Annotated in this window: 12 protein-coding genes and 1 pseudogene; all 13 read right to left on the bottom strand. The window is 58.3% G+C overall.

Annotated elements, in window-relative coordinates; translation table 11 throughout:
• Nucleotide 1: 1 nt before the first annotated feature.
• Complete coding sequence (gene tssJ / locus ACB037_RS20990) at nt 2-517, bottom strand: type VI secretion system lipoprotein TssJ (RefSeq protein ID WP_041215374.1); 516 nt, start codon at nt 515-517, stop codon at nt 2-4.
• Nucleotides 517-1,767, bottom strand: a complete 1,251-nt coding sequence (gene tagH, locus ACB037_RS20985) for a type VI secretion system-associated FHA domain protein TagH (protein ID WP_371175881.1) — start codon at nt 1,765-1,767, stop codon at nt 517-519. The genes tssJ and tagH overlap by 1 nt, the downstream gene beginning before the upstream one ends.
• A 56-nt stretch (nt 1,768-1,823) precedes the next feature.
• Nucleotides 1,824-2,822 carry a type VI secretion system baseplate subunit TssG gene (gene tssG, locus ACB037_RS20980; protein ID WP_029301185.1) on the bottom strand — a complete coding sequence of 333 codons (999 nt, stop codon included), beginning with the start codon at nt 2,820-2,822 and terminating at the stop codon, nt 1,824-1,826.
• Nucleotides 2,786-4,552 carry a type VI secretion system baseplate subunit TssF gene (tssF, locus tag ACB037_RS20975; RefSeq protein WP_371175880.1) on the bottom strand — a complete coding sequence of 589 codons (1,767 nt, stop codon included), beginning with the start codon at nt 4,550-4,552 and terminating at the stop codon, nt 2,786-2,788. Before tssF ends, tssG begins: the two co-directional genes overlap by 37 nt.
• A 3-nt stretch (nt 4,553-4,555) precedes the next feature.
• Complete coding sequence (gene tssE, locus ACB037_RS20970; protein ID WP_005299981.1) at nt 4,556-4,987, bottom strand: type VI secretion system baseplate subunit TssE; 432 nt, start codon at nt 4,985-4,987, stop codon at nt 4,556-4,558.
• Nucleotides 4,988-4,993: 6 nt separating this feature from the next.
• Nucleotides 4,994-6,472: a type VI secretion system contractile sheath large subunit gene (tssC, locus tag ACB037_RS20965; protein ID WP_041215378.1), complete on the bottom strand. Its 1,479-nt coding sequence runs from the start codon at nt 6,470-6,472 to the stop codon at nt 4,994-4,996.
• A gap of 36 nt (nt 6,473-6,508) precedes the next feature.
• Nucleotides 6,509-7,012 carry a type VI secretion system contractile sheath small subunit gene (tssB, locus tag ACB037_RS20960; RefSeq protein WP_041215379.1) on the bottom strand — a complete coding sequence of 168 codons (504 nt, stop codon included), beginning with the start codon at nt 7,010-7,012 and terminating at the stop codon, nt 6,509-6,511.
• 660 nt (nt 7,013-7,672) lie between these two features.
• A complete protein-coding gene (locus ACB037_RS20955) occupies nt 7,673-9,022 on the bottom strand; it encodes a tetratricopeptide repeat protein (RefSeq protein ID WP_323928408.1) in 1,350 nt (449 codons plus the stop codon).
• Nucleotides 9,023-9,621: 599 nt separating this feature from the next.
• The gene (locus ACB037_RS20950; RefSeq protein WP_371175879.1) at nt 9,622-14,463 is read right to left on the bottom strand and encodes an RHS repeat-associated core domain-containing protein; all 4,842 of its coding nucleotides are present in this window, start codon (nt 14,461-14,463) and stop codon (nt 9,622-9,624) included.
• Nucleotides 14,460-15,188, bottom strand: coding sequence for a DUF4123 domain-containing protein (locus tag ACB037_RS20945; protein ID WP_371175878.1), 729 nt, complete (start codon nt 15,186-15,188; stop codon nt 14,460-14,462). The genes ACB037_RS20950 and ACB037_RS20945 overlap by 4 nt, the downstream gene beginning before the upstream one ends.
• Nucleotides 15,178-17,223, bottom strand: a complete 2,046-nt coding sequence (locus ACB037_RS20940; protein WP_371175877.1) for a type VI secretion system tip protein VgrG — start codon at nt 17,221-17,223, stop codon at nt 15,178-15,180. The genes ACB037_RS20945 and ACB037_RS20940 overlap by 11 nt, the downstream gene beginning before the upstream one ends.
• A gap of 283 nt (nt 17,224-17,506) precedes the next feature.
• Nucleotides 17,507-18,025 (bottom strand): type VI secretion system effector Hcp1, encoded by a 519-nt coding sequence (gene hcp1, locus ACB037_RS20935; RefSeq protein WP_042015720.1) that lies wholly within the window; start codon nt 18,023-18,025, stop codon nt 17,507-17,509.
• Between the two features lie 336 nt (nt 18,026-18,361).
• Nucleotides 18,362-18,470: pseudogene (locus ACB037_RS20930) on the bottom strand (IS1595 family transposase); the annotation flags it as partial.

Raw genomic sequence — 18,470 nt, 5'->3', positions numbered from 1 at the left:
GTTATTCTTCTTCTTTTTGCAGTTCCACTTCATCCAGGCGCAGGTGCACCAGGATTTGATAAGCCGTTCCCTTGCTCTTGATCTTGATGACCTTGCGCCACTCGGCGCTGTCGGGGTCGGCGTAGCGTGCGATCACCCCGATGTAGCGGGTCTTCTCGTCGAGCTTGATGGGGGGCAGGTATTTGAACTGGCCCGGCAGCAGGGTGTAGTCCTGATGGTCCAGGTAGTTCTTGCCAAGGGCCTTCTCCACGTCCGCGGTCACCTGGTCGTAGTCGGTGGCAAGCAATTTGGAATCCTCCGCCAGCAACACCACCTGAAACTCGATGGGCGCCGCCTCCCCGCTCTCATTGGGGTTGACGTCAGGCTCCGCCAGCAGACTCAGCCCCAGGGTAGAGGGCTGATCATTGTTGCTGCCCACCTGGATATCCGGGTTCATGGCCACGTCTGCCATCTTGCCCATGGTGGTACAACCTGCCAGGGCCAGCAGCGCGGCGCCCAGCATCAGCGCTCGTATCATCAAATCAGTCCCTGTTGCTGACGCACGGCCTGGTCATAGGCCTGGGCATACACCTGGTGGAACAGCTTGTCGAACCCCTGCTGGCGGGCGGAGGTGAGCTCGCGGTAGTAGTGCTGGTACATGTCCCAGGCCCAGCCTTCGTCGGCCGTGCCCGGTGCACCGCTGCGGCGGTATTGCTCGAAGCGCCCCAGCAGGGCCTGCGGTGAAAACGCCTGCAGGATGCTGTCGAGCGCCGCGCCGATGGCCTGCTGGTTCGCCACGTGGTGGATGCGCACGTTGTGCAGGCTCTCGGCCACCGCCGCCGGTGCGCTCAGGTGGACCGGGCTCTTCTGCTCGGCAAACAGCACCGCCAGGGTCTCGTCATAATCAAGGCCCAGGCGCAGCGGGTTGTCCTCGATGGGACGCAGGTGCTTGTCCGCCAGTGCCGCTTGCTCGTTTTGCAGCTGCAGCAGCCCCTCCACCATGGCCCGCACCGTCTTGCCCATCTCTTCGAGCATGTCGTGGGCCTGCTGGGTGTCCTGCAATTGCAAGGCTTGACCCAGGCCGCGCATCAGCGGAGTCAGGGCCACGTGATCGACGCCGTCCAGCGACAGCTGATAATCGGGGTGGTTCTCGATGCTGGGCATATCCAGAAATTCTTGGTTCATGGTGTTCTCGACAGCAGAAAAAGGGGCAAGAGGGGGAACGTCCACATCCGGTTGTGAACGCAGTGAAGCCTGCAGGCGACCGTCCGCCAGCGGACCATCCATCAACGGATTGGGCGCCCTGCGCTCCTGCTGCAATGCCAGCAAGGGATCCGCCGCCAGGGTGCGCGGATCGTCAGCCGGCACGACGGGCTCATCGCTGGTCAGCCACTCGTCGAGCTGCTCGGTGGGGCGATTGCCCAGCACCTGTTGCAGGCTCTGCTCGGGGGTGATGGCCCCCAGATAGGCGCGCAGCCGGAACGGGCCGACCACGAGCTCGTCCCCCTGCTCCAGATGCACTTTGCGGGCCCGCCCGATGGGCGAAGTGGCACCGTTGATATAGGTCTGGCCGCTCAGATCGCACAGGCAGAAGCGACCGTCGTTGAGCTCGATGCGGGCGTGGGCGGGCATGACGGCCCCCAGCCTGTCGCGCAGTTGCCAGTCATCCTGTTCGGAGGCCCCCAGGGTCCCCCCCATCTCGTCGAAGCGGTACTGCACCTGCTGGCTGCCGTCGAGCTGTTCGCTGTTGAGCACCACCAGGGAAAGTTGCTGGTTAAAATCGTCCACAGTTACTCCTGCACTGATTCCTGTAGTTAAATTTTCTGCGCTGCTGATGTCTGCACTCATTCCTGCACGCAGATGGTCACGAACGGATCACTCGGCGGCTGGCCGAGAAAGGTACTCCACCCCAGACGGGCACTCTGCTCCTCCCCCAGCCTCAACCCCCTCGCCTGCTCCTGGCCGAATCCCAGACGCAGATCCCAGGCCAGCTGATCGCGCAGGATGAAGGAGACGAAGGTCACCAGGGCGTGAAAGTGCTCCCCGTTCGGCAGAAAGCCGAGAAACTGGCCAAAGCTCAGGTTGTTGATCTTCAACAAGAACTTGCCGGCACAGTCATTCACCTTGTCGCCGATGACAAAATCGCTCCCCAACGTGGCGCAGGCGCCGCCGAGGCGATTTTGCTGATCCTGATGAATAGGCACCTTGCGCCATTGCCAGGCGCTCACCTGCACGTCGGCCAGATCGAAGCAGTGGGCCACCAGACCGGCCACCACCTCGGGGGAGCGGCTGGGGCTGGCCAGCATGCCCGCATAAGAGAGCATCTTGGCCCGGTTGACCGGCAGGCTCTGGCACACCGCCTCATTGCCAAGCCCCACCAGGGCGAACATCAGGCGGGAGAAACCATCCTCGCCGTTGTCCTGAAACCGCACGTGGTAGCGATACTTGCGCCAGATCCGGTGCAGCAGGGTCAGCAGACGGTGGTGGAAGAAGTCCAGAAACAGGCCGAGCTTCTGCTCCCCCTGGGCGTACTCCCACGCCAGCGAATCGAGGTAATAGCCGGGCATCGGCGACTGGCTGCCGTGCAGGCCGAGGAAGGCCACCTCCAGCTCGTGACGCCCCTGCCCGTCCCGACCAATCTGCAGCACGTCGCTGGTGGGAAACCCCAGGGAGGCGGTCGCCTTGAAGCGGATGTTCTCGTCACCGGGCAGGTAGTCGAGCCCCCGCTCCTGATCGGCACCATCGAGCCGGTTGAGCAGCTCAACCAGCTGGAAAAAGTTGAAGCGGGGCGCCTCCCGGGCGGCGCTCACATCAGGGAGTGCTGACCGATCTGGACTGGCCATTGGTAGCGCTCCTTGTTGTCGAGATTGACCACCTCAAGCAGGTGGAAGGCGTTGACGCTGGCGTAGAGCGAGAAGAAGTGGGCCAGCACGGTACTGAACAGATAGAGCTCCCCTTCGCTGCCAAAGGCAGACTGGCGGATGGAGAGCACTGACTTGAGTCCCCGTACCGGCATGCCGCGCACCAGCCGATCCACCGGCTTGGTCTCGATCTCCTCGATCCCCGCCAGCCGCTTGCGCGAGGCCTGCTCCGCCTGTTTGTCGTGCAGCGCCGGAAAATCGTAGGTGCGCAGCACCTGCACCAAGGCATCGCGGCGCAGCAGGGAAACATAGTTGAGGGAGAGGTTGGATATCAGCGTCCAGTGCAGACTGCCGTCCAGCGCCGGGCGCAGCGGTCGGGTCGGCCGGATCAGGTTGCGGAAGGTGGCAAAGGAGGGCGAGCTGCCGGTGGGCACACAGACGCTGCCCACCTTGAGACGGGCGGCGCGGGAGCGGTTGGTGCAGGTGAGCGTCACCGAGATGGATTCATCCAGTTCGACCGTGGTGGTTTCATCCCCACGCACGAACGAGAGGCTGTGTTCGAAACCATCCCCGCTCACCGCCTCCTTGACCCGCACCCGGTAGTAGAGCGCCAGCCGCTGCTTGGCTCGCTCGATCTGGTGCTGGAAGCTCTCGAACGGCTGATAGATGCGCGGCGTGCCGCGGGAGCGGCCGAGGTTCCCCTCGACCCAGCCTTCCACCTGATCCACCGAGAAAATCTCGAAGCTGTCGGCGTGGCGATAACTTGCCTTGAGGGGATACTCCGCCTGACGGCCATTGAGGTTGACCGGCTCGCTGTCGTGCTGGAACAGGTTGATGGCCGGCACGCAGTTGAGCATGAAAGAGTCGGGACGGATCTTGAGCTCCGCCGGCAGCGGCCGGTCGAAGCAGAAGTGCACCTTGAATTCGCTCACCGGCAACGGCTGCTTGGGCCAGTCGCCACCGGAGAGATCAAAGAAGAGGAAGCTTTCCGGGAAGCAGAAGTACTCCTGCAGGATCCGGTAGCCGGAATAGACGTTGTTTGGGTAGGGCAAGAGTGCGTCATCGCGCTCGAAGCCGACCGATTTGAGGGCCTTTGCCTCCTGGCGAAAGCGCTTGCCGTCGATCTCCAGCTCGATATGGGAGAGCTGGTTGGAGAGCCAGAAGTAGAGCTCATAGGCGGTATAGCTGTCGCCACCAAGGAAGAAGCGCAGCTTGTCCAGCTGCAGCTCGCTGAGCGGCAAGGGGGCATGCAGGGCGATGTCCAGCGAGATGGTGGAGAGGTCGTTACCGCTCTGGGCCGCGATATGGCGGATATCGGCCGGATAGACCCAGGTATCGTGACAGGTCTGGAAATGACAGGTCACCTCGTCCAGGGGCAGGCTGTCGAGCTGACAGCCTTGCCTGACCAGCGCCGGCTGGGCGATGGCCCCCGGAATGACCGAAAACTGCATGATGGTCATGCTGGGCACGGGACGCAGGTAGTTGGGCCAGAGCATGTTGAGCAGACCGTGGGTCAGCTCGGGAAACTCATCCTCAATCTTGGCGCGCAGGTTGCCCGTGAGGAAGGCGAACCCCTCCAGCAGGCGCTCCACGTCCGGATCGGTGTTCTGCTCCGACAGAAAACGGGTGAGCTCGGGATAGGCGTCGGCAAATTCGCGCCCTTGCAGGCGCAAAAAAGCCAGCTCATCCCTGAAGTAATGTTCCAGCGACATTGATCAGACCATGCGGTAGTGACGATGACTGTCCATATGGACGTTGAACGAGGTAACTTGCTCGATATGCTCCAGCCGCACGTGGGCCGTCACCTGAAACGACATCTCAAGCGGACTCGCCTGATAATCTGGTGAACGAACATCCACATGGATGATCCGTGGTTCATAACGACGGATGCATTGCCGGATCGCCTCCCGGATCCGCCCCTTGATATCCGCACTGCCCTGAGTGGCATCATTGAGATCAATGACCCCCAGATCGGGTGCACTGCGGCAATTGCCGGGACGGGTGTTGAGGATCTGGTCGAGCTGCCGTTTGACAGAGTCCACCAGTTCATCCACTTCCGAACGGGGGGAGGAGCCAAGCCCCTCCCCCCGAATGCGATCAAACAGACTGGCCGCATTGCCTCTATCCCAGGATGAGAGATGCGGCATCGGGCTTTATTCCTTGTCCAGACGACCTACCAGAGAGAGCTCGAAGCTCGCTCCCATGTACTTGAAGTGCGGGCGCACGGCCATGGCAACCTGATACCAGCCCGGCTCCCCTTCCACGTCCAGCACCTTGATCTGGGCGGCGCGCAAGGGACGACGGCTGCGCACGTCTGCAGGGGGGTTCTCCTGGTCGGCCACGAACTGACGGATCCAGTTGTTGAGTTCCCGTTCCAGATCCTGGCGTTCCTTCCAGGAACCGATCTGCTCGCGCTGCAGCACTTTGATGTAGTGGGCCAGGCGGTTGATGATGAACATGTAGGGCAGCTGGGTACCCAGCTTGTAGTTGGTTTCCGCTTCCTTGCCTTCCTTGGTGTTCGGGAACACCTTGGGCTTTTGCACCGAGTTGGCGGAGAAGAAGGCGGCGTTGTCGCTGTCCTTGCGCATGGTCAGGGTGATGAAGCCCTCTTCCGACAGCTCGTATTCACGGCGATCCGTGATGAGCACTTCGGTCGGGATCTTCGCCTGCAACTGACCCATGGCCTCATAGACGTGCACCGGCAGGTCGTGGATGGCGCCACCACTCTGCGGACCTATGATGTTCGGGCACCAGCGGTACTTGGCGAAACTGTCGGTCAGGGAGGTGCCCATCAGATAGGCGGTGTTGCCCCACAGGTAGTGATCATGGTTCGAGCTGATCTCTTCCTGATAGTTGAAGCCCTTGATGGGATTCTCCGTCGGATCATAGGGCAGACGCGCCAGGAAGCGCGGTGCAGTCAGACCCAGATAGCGGGCATCCTCCGACTCGCGCAGGGAGCGCCACTTGGTGTAGGCCGGGCCTTCGAATACCGATTTCAGGTCCTTGATGGAGGGCAGATCGGTGAAGCTGTCGACCCCGAAGAAGGCGGGGGCGACGGAAGAGATGAAGGGGGCATGGGCCATGGCGCCCACTGCACTGACATACTGCATCAGCTTGATGTCAGGGGAGCTATGGGTGAAGGCGTAGTCACCAATCACGGCGCCGACCGGCTGTCCGCCAAACTGGCCATAACCGCTGGAATAGACGTGCTTGTAGAGGCCGGACTGGGTGATTTCAGGAGAAAATTCAAAATCTTCCAGCAGCTCTTCCTTGGTGGCGTGCAGCACCTGGATCTTGATGTTCTCGCGAAAATCGGTGCGATCCACCAGGAGCTTCAGGGAGCGCCAGGAGGACTCCAGCTCTTGCAGCTCCTTGGCGTGCAGGATGACGTCCATCTGCTTGCCGAGCTTCTTGTCGAGCTCGACGATCATGCTGTCCACCAGCGCCTTGTTCACCGGCTCTGTGGTGGTGCCGCTGTCCAGAATGTTGGCAATCAGGGCTGCAACGCCCTGCTTGGCGACGTTGTAGCCCTCATCCACCGGGGTGATGCGAGCCTGCGCCATGATTTCGTCCAGCAGGGACGAGGAGGCTGCACTCGCCCCCGCTTGAACCTGTTCTTCGACCAGAGACATAATTTTTCCTTATAAGTCAGTCAATTAATCTGCTGATCACTCGGCAGGCTTAATCAAATCCAGCTCCTTGAGCAATTGCTCGCGAGCGTCGTCACTGGACAGCAGATCCTGCAGACGGTTGCGGAAGGCGGGGATATTGCCAAGCGGCCCCTTCAGGGCAACCAGCGCCTCACGCAGCTCCAGCAGCTTGCGCAACTCGGGCACTTGCTGGGCAACGCTGTCAGGGGTGAAGTCTTCCAGGGACTGGATTTTGATCGACACGGGCAACTCGTCCTGGCTGTTCTCCTCCAGGCGGTTGGGAACCGAAAAATTCAGCTCCAGTGCAGATTCTTTCATGACGGAAGAAAAATTATTCTTGTCGATGGAGACGGTCTGACGCTCCTCGATGGGGGTCTCTTCAGAGCGCCCTTTCATATTTCCAACCACCATCATGGTCAACGGAAGCTCTATTTCCGCCTGTTGGCCACCGGTTGCCGGCACATATTTGATATTGATACGTTCTTTGGGCGCAACAGTGGCGCCATCAATCCCTTTTCCCATGCTCTAGATACCAAGTTGAGGATCCATGAAGACCCAAAAGCTTATAGCCAATGCTTTTGTCGGCAACTGTAAAAAATGACAGTTGACGTGCCCAGGACGGAAATGAACAAAAAAGCACCAGCCAACCACGCCTTTTCGATATATTCCAGGAGATAGCCTGGATATCCAAAAAGCAGCATTCAGCTTGTTATTCAATACAATCCGATTACGTCTCTACTCTTCGTTAGAGATCATACCTGGCTTAAGAGCCATTTGTAGCGAATGGTATATTTTTGATGATGACAACGTCAACGACAAATATATTTGCACATGTATCAAAATCAAAATAAATGCACAAACATCAATAAAAACAACAAGATAGAGTCAAGCCATCAAAATTTAAACTTGGACAAAAAGTGTAGGAAAGTTGTATTTAGTGAAGAGTTAAATAGGAAAAATCTGATTTTAAATCTTCATGACCTCTCATGATAAGCCATAAGCCGCGCTCATTTTCCGAACACAAAAGAGATTTTTCTGACAACATCCGATATTATTTTTGTCAAAAAAACCGCCAGGATGCATTATCAAGGCGGTATTGGATGGCGATAATAAGTGGGAAATGGCTTTATCCACTCACTGTTATTTTTATCACTATATCTCATTCATGTTATGGGAATGGCATCATATGCCCTCTGACGCCTGCCCCATTTCACCGTGTTTATCCAGCCTGATGAACCAGTGCTGCGCCAGTTTTTGACCGGCACTTTTTTCTTGTGCCGTCATGCCTTTTTCAAGTTCACGGCTGGCGGCGGTTGCATCAATATTGCCATCCGTTGCGGCCAATAAATACCATGCATAAGCATGCAATCTATTGCGGGGGGCTCCCCATCCCTGCTCACGCATGATGCCCATGCGATATTGTGCTTGCCGATGATTGGCGTTTGCCGCAGCCCGATACTGTTTCATGGCTTCGGTGTAATCAGCCTCACCACCCAGCCCCAGTCGCAGCATCTCGCCGTAGGCATATCGAGCCTCGACATTGCCCTGCGAGGCGGCCAGAGAGAGGCTCTTGCGCGCAGCTTTCAACTCCCCCCGTTCCTGTTGCAGGGTCGCCAGTTCAAGCTGAGCCTGGCTCACCCCCCCCGCAGCAGCCAGATTCAGCCAGTGCTCCCGTGCGGTGATATCGCTCTGCTGCAGGCTCAATTGATATTCGGCGTCATGGGAACCATTGCCTGCCGCCAGCTCCAGCCAATAACGGCCAAGCGCAAGGTCCTGGGCAACCAGATCCCCCCTCAGATAGGCCTGCCCCAACCACAGCTGGGCAGGAGCAGCCCCAGCATTGGCGGCGCGCTGATAGAGGCTGAATGCCTCTTCAGAGGGCGCCTTGCTCGCCAGTACCAGCAAAGCGTCCGGCTGTTGCTGGGCTGCGGCTTTCTCATACCAGCGCAGGGCAAGATCGGCGCGCTTTATCACCCCTTTCCCTTGCTCATAGCGAGCGCCAAGCTGGAATTGGGCATCCCGATTCCCTTGTTCGGCGGCTTTCTCCAACCACTTGACGGCCTCTTCATCGGCCCCCGCCTGACCTGCATACCACTGCCCCAGAACCAGCTGGGCATTCCCATGATCCCGCTTGGCGGCATGCTCGAACCAGTCGAGACACTCACTGGTAAGCTTCCCCTTGTGCCGTTGCCGGCACTCCTGACCCAGTTGATAGCTGGCCTCCGAATTGCCCAACTTGGCGGAGCGCTGCCACCACTGCCTGGCCAGTGCAGGATTTTTGGGCTCTCCCAACCCCGCCTGATACCAGCTTCCCACCTGTAGCGCAGCCTTGCCCCGAATATCGGCATCTGCCGCCAGCGGACCCACTTGATCGGCAGCCTGCTTCATCCAGCGCATCGCCTCAGGATAATCCGGCTTCGCTGCCAAACGGTTGGCCAGCTCATATTGCGCCTTGCCCTGGCCCTGCTGGGCGGCATTTTGTAACTTGGTATCGGATAAATAATTTAATTGGTTGGCACAACCAACAAGCATAAATAGTAGGCATATTGGAAAGAGTTTCTTCATAGGTTTTATTACAGTGCTTTGAGTTGGTTAAATTTATTAATGTGGTGAGATACAGAATTAAATTTATTGCCAAGTTATAAAAACCAATATTACATCCTTTCTAAAACTCAGAAGTTCTGCTGTGTAGAGTTCAATTGAAAATCAGACACCCTAGCGCTTAGATACCAGAGTATCTATGTCACTGAATTTCTATGACGAGTAGAGAATACACCATCCAATACTAATGGTGTTTTCATGGAAAATAATAGCATTCATCACCTAAAAGGTTAGCAATATTATTTCCAGTTACAATTTATTACCCATCCCCCCCTTAATTACACTATAAGTAGTGAAGCAATCGATAGTTTGTTCATTTTTATTTATTTTAATCGTGTCGGGAAACTCAAAAACTGACAATAGGTCATCAAAGTCTATGTCCTTCTCCAAGTGGCAAAAGTAGCCTGTTCTATTGTTCCCCCATAAGAAATCATTGTGAGAGACATTCCCTTTACTTAAAAGATAGTCAACGACTGGCTGCAAGTGATAGTAATCCTTTTCTTCAGAAGATGCACTTCTATTAATTGCAATCATTTTTTTGACCGCCTCAAGCTTTCCAGTTTTTTCGAAACATCAGGTGCTGTTGTATTCTTCATCATTTCCAATGTGCCATCGACAGGTTTTAATTTCAACAAGAACTCATCAAGTATAAAATATTGATTATGTGTCTGGTATCTGCCAGGGTTAAACTGAGGGTTCGCTTTAGTGGGTCCAGTCGCAGCACCTCCCATGGGTATGTCTTCATGTACTTCAAATATTTGAACAAACTTTTTGTATTCTGTCCTGCCATCCCCGGCATACACTTGAACACCTTGATTTAGTGCTCTGGAGCTAACAAGACCATCTTTAGCACGGCTAATTTCAACGGCTTCTGGGGTAGTGAAATAATTACCTGTTATTCCCCCTTTTTCTTTCCAAGTGATATGAGCTAATTTGGTTCCCTTTGGTAGCAAAATATCTTTTAACCTATCGATACCAAAGTATGGATCCTTTCCTTGATAAGAGGCAGAAACATCCTTCGCTGTTTTGGATATTGCTTTTGATATAAGCTGACATCCAGCTTTTACTTTACTTAACCCTAGCGGATCCACCCAGCCTGTAGGGTTGGGGGCATACTGGTAGTTATTGAGCCCGCCGGCCAAGCCTATCGGGTCAGGGGTGATAAATCTACCCGTGCCGGGCTGGTAGTAGCGGTGACGGTTGTAGTGAAGCCCCGTCTCGGCGTCAAAATACTGCCCCTGGAAACGCAAGGGCGTTGCCACCTCGGCAATTTCTTCCCGCCAGACATTACCATAGGCGCGATAGCGCACCTGCCAGGCGGTGGCACCGCTTGTGCGGGTCAGTGCCAAGGGAGTGCCCAGGTGGTCAAGCTGGTAGTGGAATACCTCGGCTTCCTGCCCTTCCCCTTCCAGCTGTGCCAGGGGTTTGAAACTGCCGGGTTCATAGATAAAGCTGCGGTACTGCTCGTCAGTACGATGCTTGTCGTCCCCGAGCAGATAGTAGCTCTCGGCAATCAGGTTGTTGGCCTGCCACAGGAATTCGGTAACCTGCTCGCCTTTTGCACCCTTGACCGTCTTGCGAATGCGGCGACCAAAGGCATCGTAGTCATAACAGGCAGTGCTGCCATCGGGCAGTTCAGCCCTCACCAGCTGGTGCTGGCAGTCGTAGTGATAGCGGGTCACCAGTTGCTGACCCTTGCCGCGCCGCTCCAGCGCCAATCGGCCATATTCGTCGTACTCGAAGTGGCGATCGCCACTCAACAGCAGCCGGTTCCCCTGGGTGCGAGCCCCATCGAACTGACCACCCGAACGCTCACCCAGGAGGTTGCCGGCCGGATCATGCAAGAAGCGCTCGGTCAGCTCGCCCCGTACCTCCAGCAAGCGATCCAGCGGATCGTAGCGGTAGTGCTGCTCCCCCTGCACGCTGTCATCGATGCGCAGCAGGTTGCCCGTTCTGTCATAGCCATAGTGCCGCTCGCGGGCGACCTGCTTGCCCCGCTGCAGACGCAGTGCCGAGAGTCGCCCCTGCTCGTCATATTCGTACTGCTGGGTCAGTGCCCCTTGCTGCCTGCGCAGCTCAAGCCCACCCACCACCTGGTGGCGAGTGAGTTCGGCGCCGTTGAGATCAATGCCGCCAAGCGCACCGTGCTGATAGTGATAGCCAAGCCGGTTGCCGTCAGGCAGTTGCCAGTGTGATAACCGTCCCATGGCATCGTATCGGAAATGGCTTGAGGCCCACCCCTGATGCTCGGCCACCAGATGACCGGCACCATCGTAGTCAAATGCCAGGGGCCAGGCACCGTCGTCGACCCGGATGAGCTGGCCATGGCCGTCATACTCGAAGGCGATCTCGCGACCATCTGGCAGGGACTTTTTCAGCAAGCGCCCCATGGGGTCGCGCTCATAGCGGGTGACCAGCTCGGTCTCCTGCTTGCCGAACTCCACTTTTTCGCTCAGGCGTCCGTTGAGATCATAACGGTAGGCGGTGGTGCGACCATCGAAGCCGGTTTCCCGTGCCACCAGCCCGTTGGGATGGTAATGGATACGATGCTGTTCGCCATGCTCGTTCTCGATCTCGCTGAGAAAGAGCTTGGCGTTGTCGTAGCGGTATTTGAGCTCGCTGCCATCGGGGTTGATGCGCCGACTCACCAGATGCAGGCCGGGGTGATATTCGAAACGTGTCTCGCGACCCAGCTCGTCCCACTGAGCTGTGACCTTGCCATAGGCGTTGTACTCATAGCGGCGAATGCCGCCCCCGGGCAGATGGACGGCACTGAGGCGATCTGCCGCGTCCCATTCATAGCGTGTGATTGCGCCACGCGGGTCTTGCCGCACGATCTGGCGGCCCCGCTCGTCATAGCGCCAGCGGCTTGTCCCGCCATCGACCCCTTTTTCTTCGATCAACTGGCCAAGGCGGTTCCACACCAGTTCGGTGCGGGTGCTGTCCGGGTGAACCACAGAGCACAGCTTGCCCTGGGGGGTATAGCCATAACGGGTTTCGTTCCCCAGGGGATCCAGCCTGGCAATCAGATCCCCTTGCGGATTGTGCTCAAAGCGCCATTCGCGCTCCCCCTGCACGACCTTGCGAACCCGGCCATCCCAGTAGTGATAGGCAGTCTGACTGCCGTCGGGAGCCACTTCGAGGGCCAACATCCCCTCTTCGTCGTAGTGATAATGGGTCTCGGCCCCCAGCGGATCACGGGCCAGTACTTTCTGGCCCTTGTCGTTGTAGGCAAACTCGGTTATCGCACCATCCGGATCCTGCTGGCGGACAAGACGTGCCTGGCTGTCGTGCTGATACACCTCCTGACTGCCATCGGCATTGAATACCGTCACCTCGCCCTTGTCATCATCCCAGCCATAGGTGACATCAAAACCCGCCACATCGCTCCAGTGACGGATGGCTCGGGCGACCTTGCCTTCCCCTTCCCACTCCCAGAAGAAACAGGCACCGCCAGCCAGACGGCGCTCCACAATGACCCCATCATCACGATAGCGATAACGCTCGCACTCCCCGGCCCCATTCTCGGCCGCCACCAGGTGACCATGGTCATCGTAGTGGTAGCGTTGCAACGTGGCCTGGGGCTGCCAGGCAATGCCATCAAAGCGCTGCAACTCGAGCGCCATGATGTGGTCGCCCTCGTAGGCGAGACGAAGGGCCAGCCCAGCCTCATTTTCAACCCAGGCGGGGCGCCCTTGATGGTCAGAACGCACTGTCAGTCGATTGCCGTAGGGATCGGAAAAACCGGTCAGCCGCCCGATCTCGCCATGCCAGGTAAAATGCAGGAACGGCGAACCGGCCTTGGCCAGGATCACTTCATCAGCCTCGTCACCGAGGTAGACCGCCGCCTCCGACAGCAGATTGGTCACCATGGGTCTGGCGGCGGATGGCAACGGCAATTCCGTTGCCAGGGACTCCTCATCCCACCAGGTCAGGGTATCGCCGTGACGTTCAAGCCGGTGCGCAAGGGCATGTGTCCAGCCAAGTCCCATGCCGCAGGATTGCGCGACGGCGGAGGTGCGATAGAGGCGCCCGAAGACAAAGGGAAGCAGACCCGGCAGTTCGCCATCTTGCAGTGCCAGCAACTCCTCCCCCGTCACCATGGAGACCGGGCAGTTGTTCTTGCAGGTGCTGCCTTCCGGTTGATGGGGCCGGTTGGCCGGGGTAACTGCCTGCTTGGAGGCATCCGGAGTCTTGTTCACCTGCTTGATTTCGGTGTGCCCCTGGAATCGGCGTTTGGCCGCCGTGCCTTTTTCCACCAGCGTGTTGGCATTGCCATCGACCAGCTTGAGATCCGCTTTTTTGGCCGGGCTCAACGGTGCAGCCCCGGTGATCAGCACCTTTTTCGCCTGCTGGGCGTGCTGGGCCAGGTTGTGTTTCCTGGAGAGATCGACCAGGGAAGTGACCAGTCGCATGACCCGGTCACTGTTCTTGGCCATGGTGGCAGCCTTGGCACCATAGCGTGCAGCCAGGCCTGCTCCGCCGGTCAGTACCACCCCGATGATCACGTCAATCAGTACCGACGAAATTACCTGAGCACCAAACTCGGTCTGCTGATCCGGGGGCAGCATCTTGACCCAGCACACCAGTGCATAGGCATAAAGATAAAGCAGCGCCTCATCTTGCAGTACCAGCATGGCAGCTTCCATCTGGGAGGCTCCGGCCTTGGCCATGGTTGCGGCGTCCACCCCGAACTCGGCCAGCTTTTTGGCATTGCCTACCGGATCGGCCAGCAGGTTGTAGATGGTTTTAAGATCGTCCCACACTCCGACCAGCGCCTTGCCGATACCGCTTGCCGCCGCCAGCGCATGGCTGCCAAACCCGCCACCAGTGCCGCTGTAACGGGCCCACGCAGCCTTGTGCTCACTGTTCCACTCCTTGGTGAGCCAGGCCTCCAGGTCTTTTTGAACCGGGGCATAAGAGGCAAACAGCGCATCCAGATCGCTCTTCTTCACATTGGGGTAGAAGGTCACCCGATAGGACTTGCCCGGGGTCAGCTTACCGACCTCGGCAATACCCTTGGCATCCAGGGCTCCCTCCTTGACTACCGCCTCGCTGACAAAACGTCCGCGCACCAGTTTCCCCGCCTCCACCTTGTACGGGGTATTGCCGATGGGAATAAACCTGACGGATTCGAACAGATGAACCAGCCGCAGCGTGCCGCTCAGCGGGCACTGCGTCACCACCGACTGCGCCTTCTTGCTGCCGGACGATGCCGTGATGGTCTTGTCGCCCACCTTGATGGTCTGCTCCATGTCCATGCTGAGCATGTCACCCAGGAAGAAACTCTCGGCATCCTTGCGATAGGCACTCAGGACGTTGCGATAATCGGCGATCACTTCGTTGAAGACGGCCTGGCCGACATTGCTCATGCTTGAACCTCATTGATCAGCGCCGCTTCGAGCGCCGGAAACAGATCGATATCGGGGGATGGATGACGGGAGACAAAGCGGGCGACCTTGCAGCGCAGGTTCGCCTCGGGAAACGCCCAGTAGAGCTGACCGTTGTGATCCGCCAACTGCTGCATCAGATTGTTGATAAGAGGGGCGGGATCCTGTCTCGCCAAGGTCGCGGCAATGGCGGGGGGCAGCTCCCACCAGGGGAATGCGCGTGGTGCGGCGGCTTCTGACGCAGCCCATTCGAAGCCGTCCCCTCCGACCCAGATCCCGTTCACTCCTGGCAGCAGGGCGGTGAAATCCTCTCCCAGCTGGACCAGAATGCGCCTCAGATACGCGCCATCCCAGTAACGGAAGAACACCGCCTCCCCCTGGTGCCAGATCTGGGTCAACCCCTGCAGATGGGCATAGAGGGCATCGACAGGCTGCTCGCTCGCCACTATCCAGCCCCAGTCTCTCGCCTCGGCGCCCTGCGCCCATTCGATAAAGGGGCTCTCCTTGTCGAGCGCCACCAGATAGGGCATGACGGGATGCCAGTCCTCATAAGGGGTGCCGAGATAGAGCCCGCGTGGCGTTTCGCGGCCATCGAGTTGGTAGTAGTGCAGCAAGGGAGCCGCATCGCAGGCCCCCGCCAGCACGGCATAAAGAGGGGCTGATTGCCTCTGTATCCACTCTTCCAGCGGCGTGATCTCAAATCTCACAGCCACCCTCCTTGCATTTTTCACACTCTTCACAGAAAGGAGCGGCACTCTTCATGGTGGCCAGTTGGGCAGGAGTGAGCGGTACCTTGGGTTTGGGGGGAACACTGACACCCAGAGGGCCCAATGGTGACTTGCCGCCCCATCCCGAGCCGGCACCCGGGCTGCCGCCCGAATTCATCTTGATGGTGGGCCCCACCAGGGTGACGCCGCCGCCATCGACCTTGATGAAGCAGCCGCCGACCTTGACGGTAATGTCTGAGCCCGCCTCCAGCACCACCTTGGCACCGGCTTTGACGTGCACTTCCTGCCCGGCCTGTGTCAGCCAGCTGTCACCCAGTTTTTGGTGCATGGAGGTGTCAACGCCGAGTGAATAGTCGGCCTTGATGTGATCCCGTTTTTCACCGTTCACAGTGAGGTGATCATTGGCCTTGATGCGGGTCACCCGCTCATTGTCGATGTCTCTGTGTTCGTCATGCTTGATGTGCCAGGCGGCGTCGTTCTCTATCAGCACGTTCAGGTCTTTCTGACCGTGGATGTAAATCTCTTCCTGCCCCGCCTGGTCTTCAAAACGCAGCTCGTTGAAACCCTCACCCTGGTGGGTCTCGGTGCGCAGCACGGTGCGGGTCTTGTTGGCCGGCAGCTCGTAGGGCGGCCGGTTGGTGGCGTGATAGGTGCGTCCGGTCACGATGGGCTGGTCGGGATCCCCTTCCAGGAAACTCACGATGACTTCGTGGCCGATACGCGGGATGGCCATCATGCCGTATTGACCGCCGGCCCAGCCTTGGGATACCCGCACCCAGCAGGAGCTCTGGTCGTTGCTCGAGCCGTAGCGGTCCCACGGGAATTGCAACTTCACCCGGCCGTGCTCGTCGCAGTAAATCTCTTCCCCCTCGGGGCCTACCACCATGGCGATTTGCGGGCCATCCACCATGGGCTTGTGAGGAGCCTCAGGGCTGCCGATGCGCGCCCGCCAGGTGGTGCTCGCTTTCACTACGCTGAATTCGTTGTGGTAGACGGTGGGGCCGCTGCCCCCCTCCTCTTCCAGTGCCTGCGGCTGCAAGCCGGTGTGCTGGATGCGCACGATTTGCCAGTCGGTGTTGAGGCTGCCGTTGGGGTGTTCGGTCAGCGAGAAGCTCTGCCCCGGCTGCAAGGCCGCGCAGTTGGACTTAGCCTGGCCCGCCACCGCATCGTTGCGCAGCGCATCGAGCCGGTGCTGGGCAAAGGCCTTGCCGCTGCCATCCTGCTTGTAGCGGCCCGGGAAATCGAAGTGCTGGTAGGTATCGCGCTGGTGTTCGAGCTCTGCGCCCTGTTTCTTGTGGGAGAGACCATAGGCCGGGGTCTTGAAGCTGTAGTCTTTGAGCTCCACATCCGACGGGCGCACCGCCTCCCGGTAGTGGAACTGCCGCACATAGGGGCCTTGCTCCAGCGAGCGGTTACCGAGATTGAAAAAGAGCTCGGGGCCGGCGGTCAATGCGGCCGCGTCATCGGCAAACACGATGCGGTGCTTGCCCGCTTCAAACTCGTGGAAGTAGAACATCCCCTCCTCGGCGGCGAGCCGGCTCACAAAGTCGAGGTCGGTTTCCCGGTACTGAACACAATACTCCCGCTTGGCATGCTCGTTTTTCAGGGCAAAGGCGTAATCGGTGATGCCGTGCTCCTGCAACAGAATGGAGAGGATTTCATCGGACTTTTGCGCCTGGAAAATGCGGGAGTTCTGGCGAAGCGACAGCCGCCACAGGGCCGGCTGTACCATGAGCTGATAGCGGGTGCGGCGAAAACCGCTGTCACCCTGCGCGAAGTCACTGACCACCCCGCACACCCGGCGCTGCAGCTCGCCGTTGTACCACACCAGCAGCTCGCACGGCTGGTCCAGCACGGCGCCAACGTCGATATCGGGCTGAGCGCTTGCCAACTCAAGGCGCAGGCTGAACGGCCGGTTCAACGCCTCATCCAGCGCAAACTCGGCCACCACGAAGGTGCTCTCGGGCAGCGCCCCCACCTTGACGGTAAATTGTAATCCTGTGCTGTCTGCCATCGCTGCGCGCCCCTGAAATATCGTGCGGCCCCATCAGATGGGGCACATCAAGCCATGTGAGAGCTTCGCCATCGCCTGGATTTTTCTTTCACCATGGCTGCCGCACGCCCTTGACGGCGTGCGGCAAGACGTAAACTCGGATTTTTTCTTGCACCCGCTCACACTAGGCAAACGGACAGAAGAAAAAATGCGTGGGTTGAAAAATCGGAAATACGGTCTCCGGGCAGGTTGTCCTTGCTGAGACGATAAAAGGGCACCGCAAGCAGTGCCCTTTGGCTCGGAATTACGCTTCGATCGGCGCGCGCCAGTCATCCGCACCAGAGGTGCCGGCAACGGTGTGCTCCCAGTCGATCTTGCGGTAGGCCATGGAGACCTGGATCAGCTGGGTGAAGTCGGACTTCGCCGGATCCTGGCAGTGGGGCATCTGGCAGTCGATGTCAACGATGGTGGCATCGGTCAGCACAGTGCTGAAGAAGTGCTCCTGCTTGCCCTCGACGGAGGTGCGATACCACTTCAGGGTCACTTTCGGCAGCATCTCGCCGGAGGCCAGGGAGTTGTACATCAGCGGCACGGCCTTGTTCAGGGCAACGGTGAACTTGAACGGCTTGTGGACACGCTGACCCGCCGGCTGACCGGATTGCGGATCGGTCGGTACGGTGACGACGTGCTGGAACTCTTGTACCAGCATCTCGTCTTCATGGCCCTGCACGAAGATGTTGCCGACGGAATCGGAGGTGAAAGCACCGGCAGTGATGTTGCCCTGGGTTTGACCTTCGATGCTGATATAACATGGAGTTGGCATGGAATTGCTCCTGATGGTTGAACGGTTATGACACTCGTCCGAATCCGTTAGCAGTGACCATGCCAAGACATTTTTTTGTTTTAAAACAATTAGTTGAATATAAAACCGATTCGCGCACCGGCGCCATGACGCAACAAGTTGCGCAATCAATGCATTTACCCATTAAACCTTGCACATGCAGCATAAATGACTGGCATAAATGCAACATATTGCGCGTGGCGGAGTTTATCTCTACCTTCACGCTACTTCCCCAAACCAGGCCAGCGGAATCTCCGCTTCGCCTGCGAGCCCCCCCATCACAGGCAAGATCAGATTGTCGGCAACTAAAACAAAAGGCTATGTCCCAATTACGTGTTGCATGGGGCGCCCCAGCGCCTCATGCAAGCAACGTGGTACATTCACTTCCCGCCCGTAGCGCTCCAACATCCTTCGCCAACCCAGATAA

Origin of the sequence: Aeromonas sp. S19(2024) (assembly GCF_041402625.1) — a bacterium.
Taxonomy (GTDB): domain Bacteria; phylum Pseudomonadota; class Gammaproteobacteria; order Enterobacterales; family Aeromonadaceae; genus Aeromonas; species Aeromonas caviae.
This window is presented reverse-complemented; position numbering and strand designations above follow the sequence as displayed.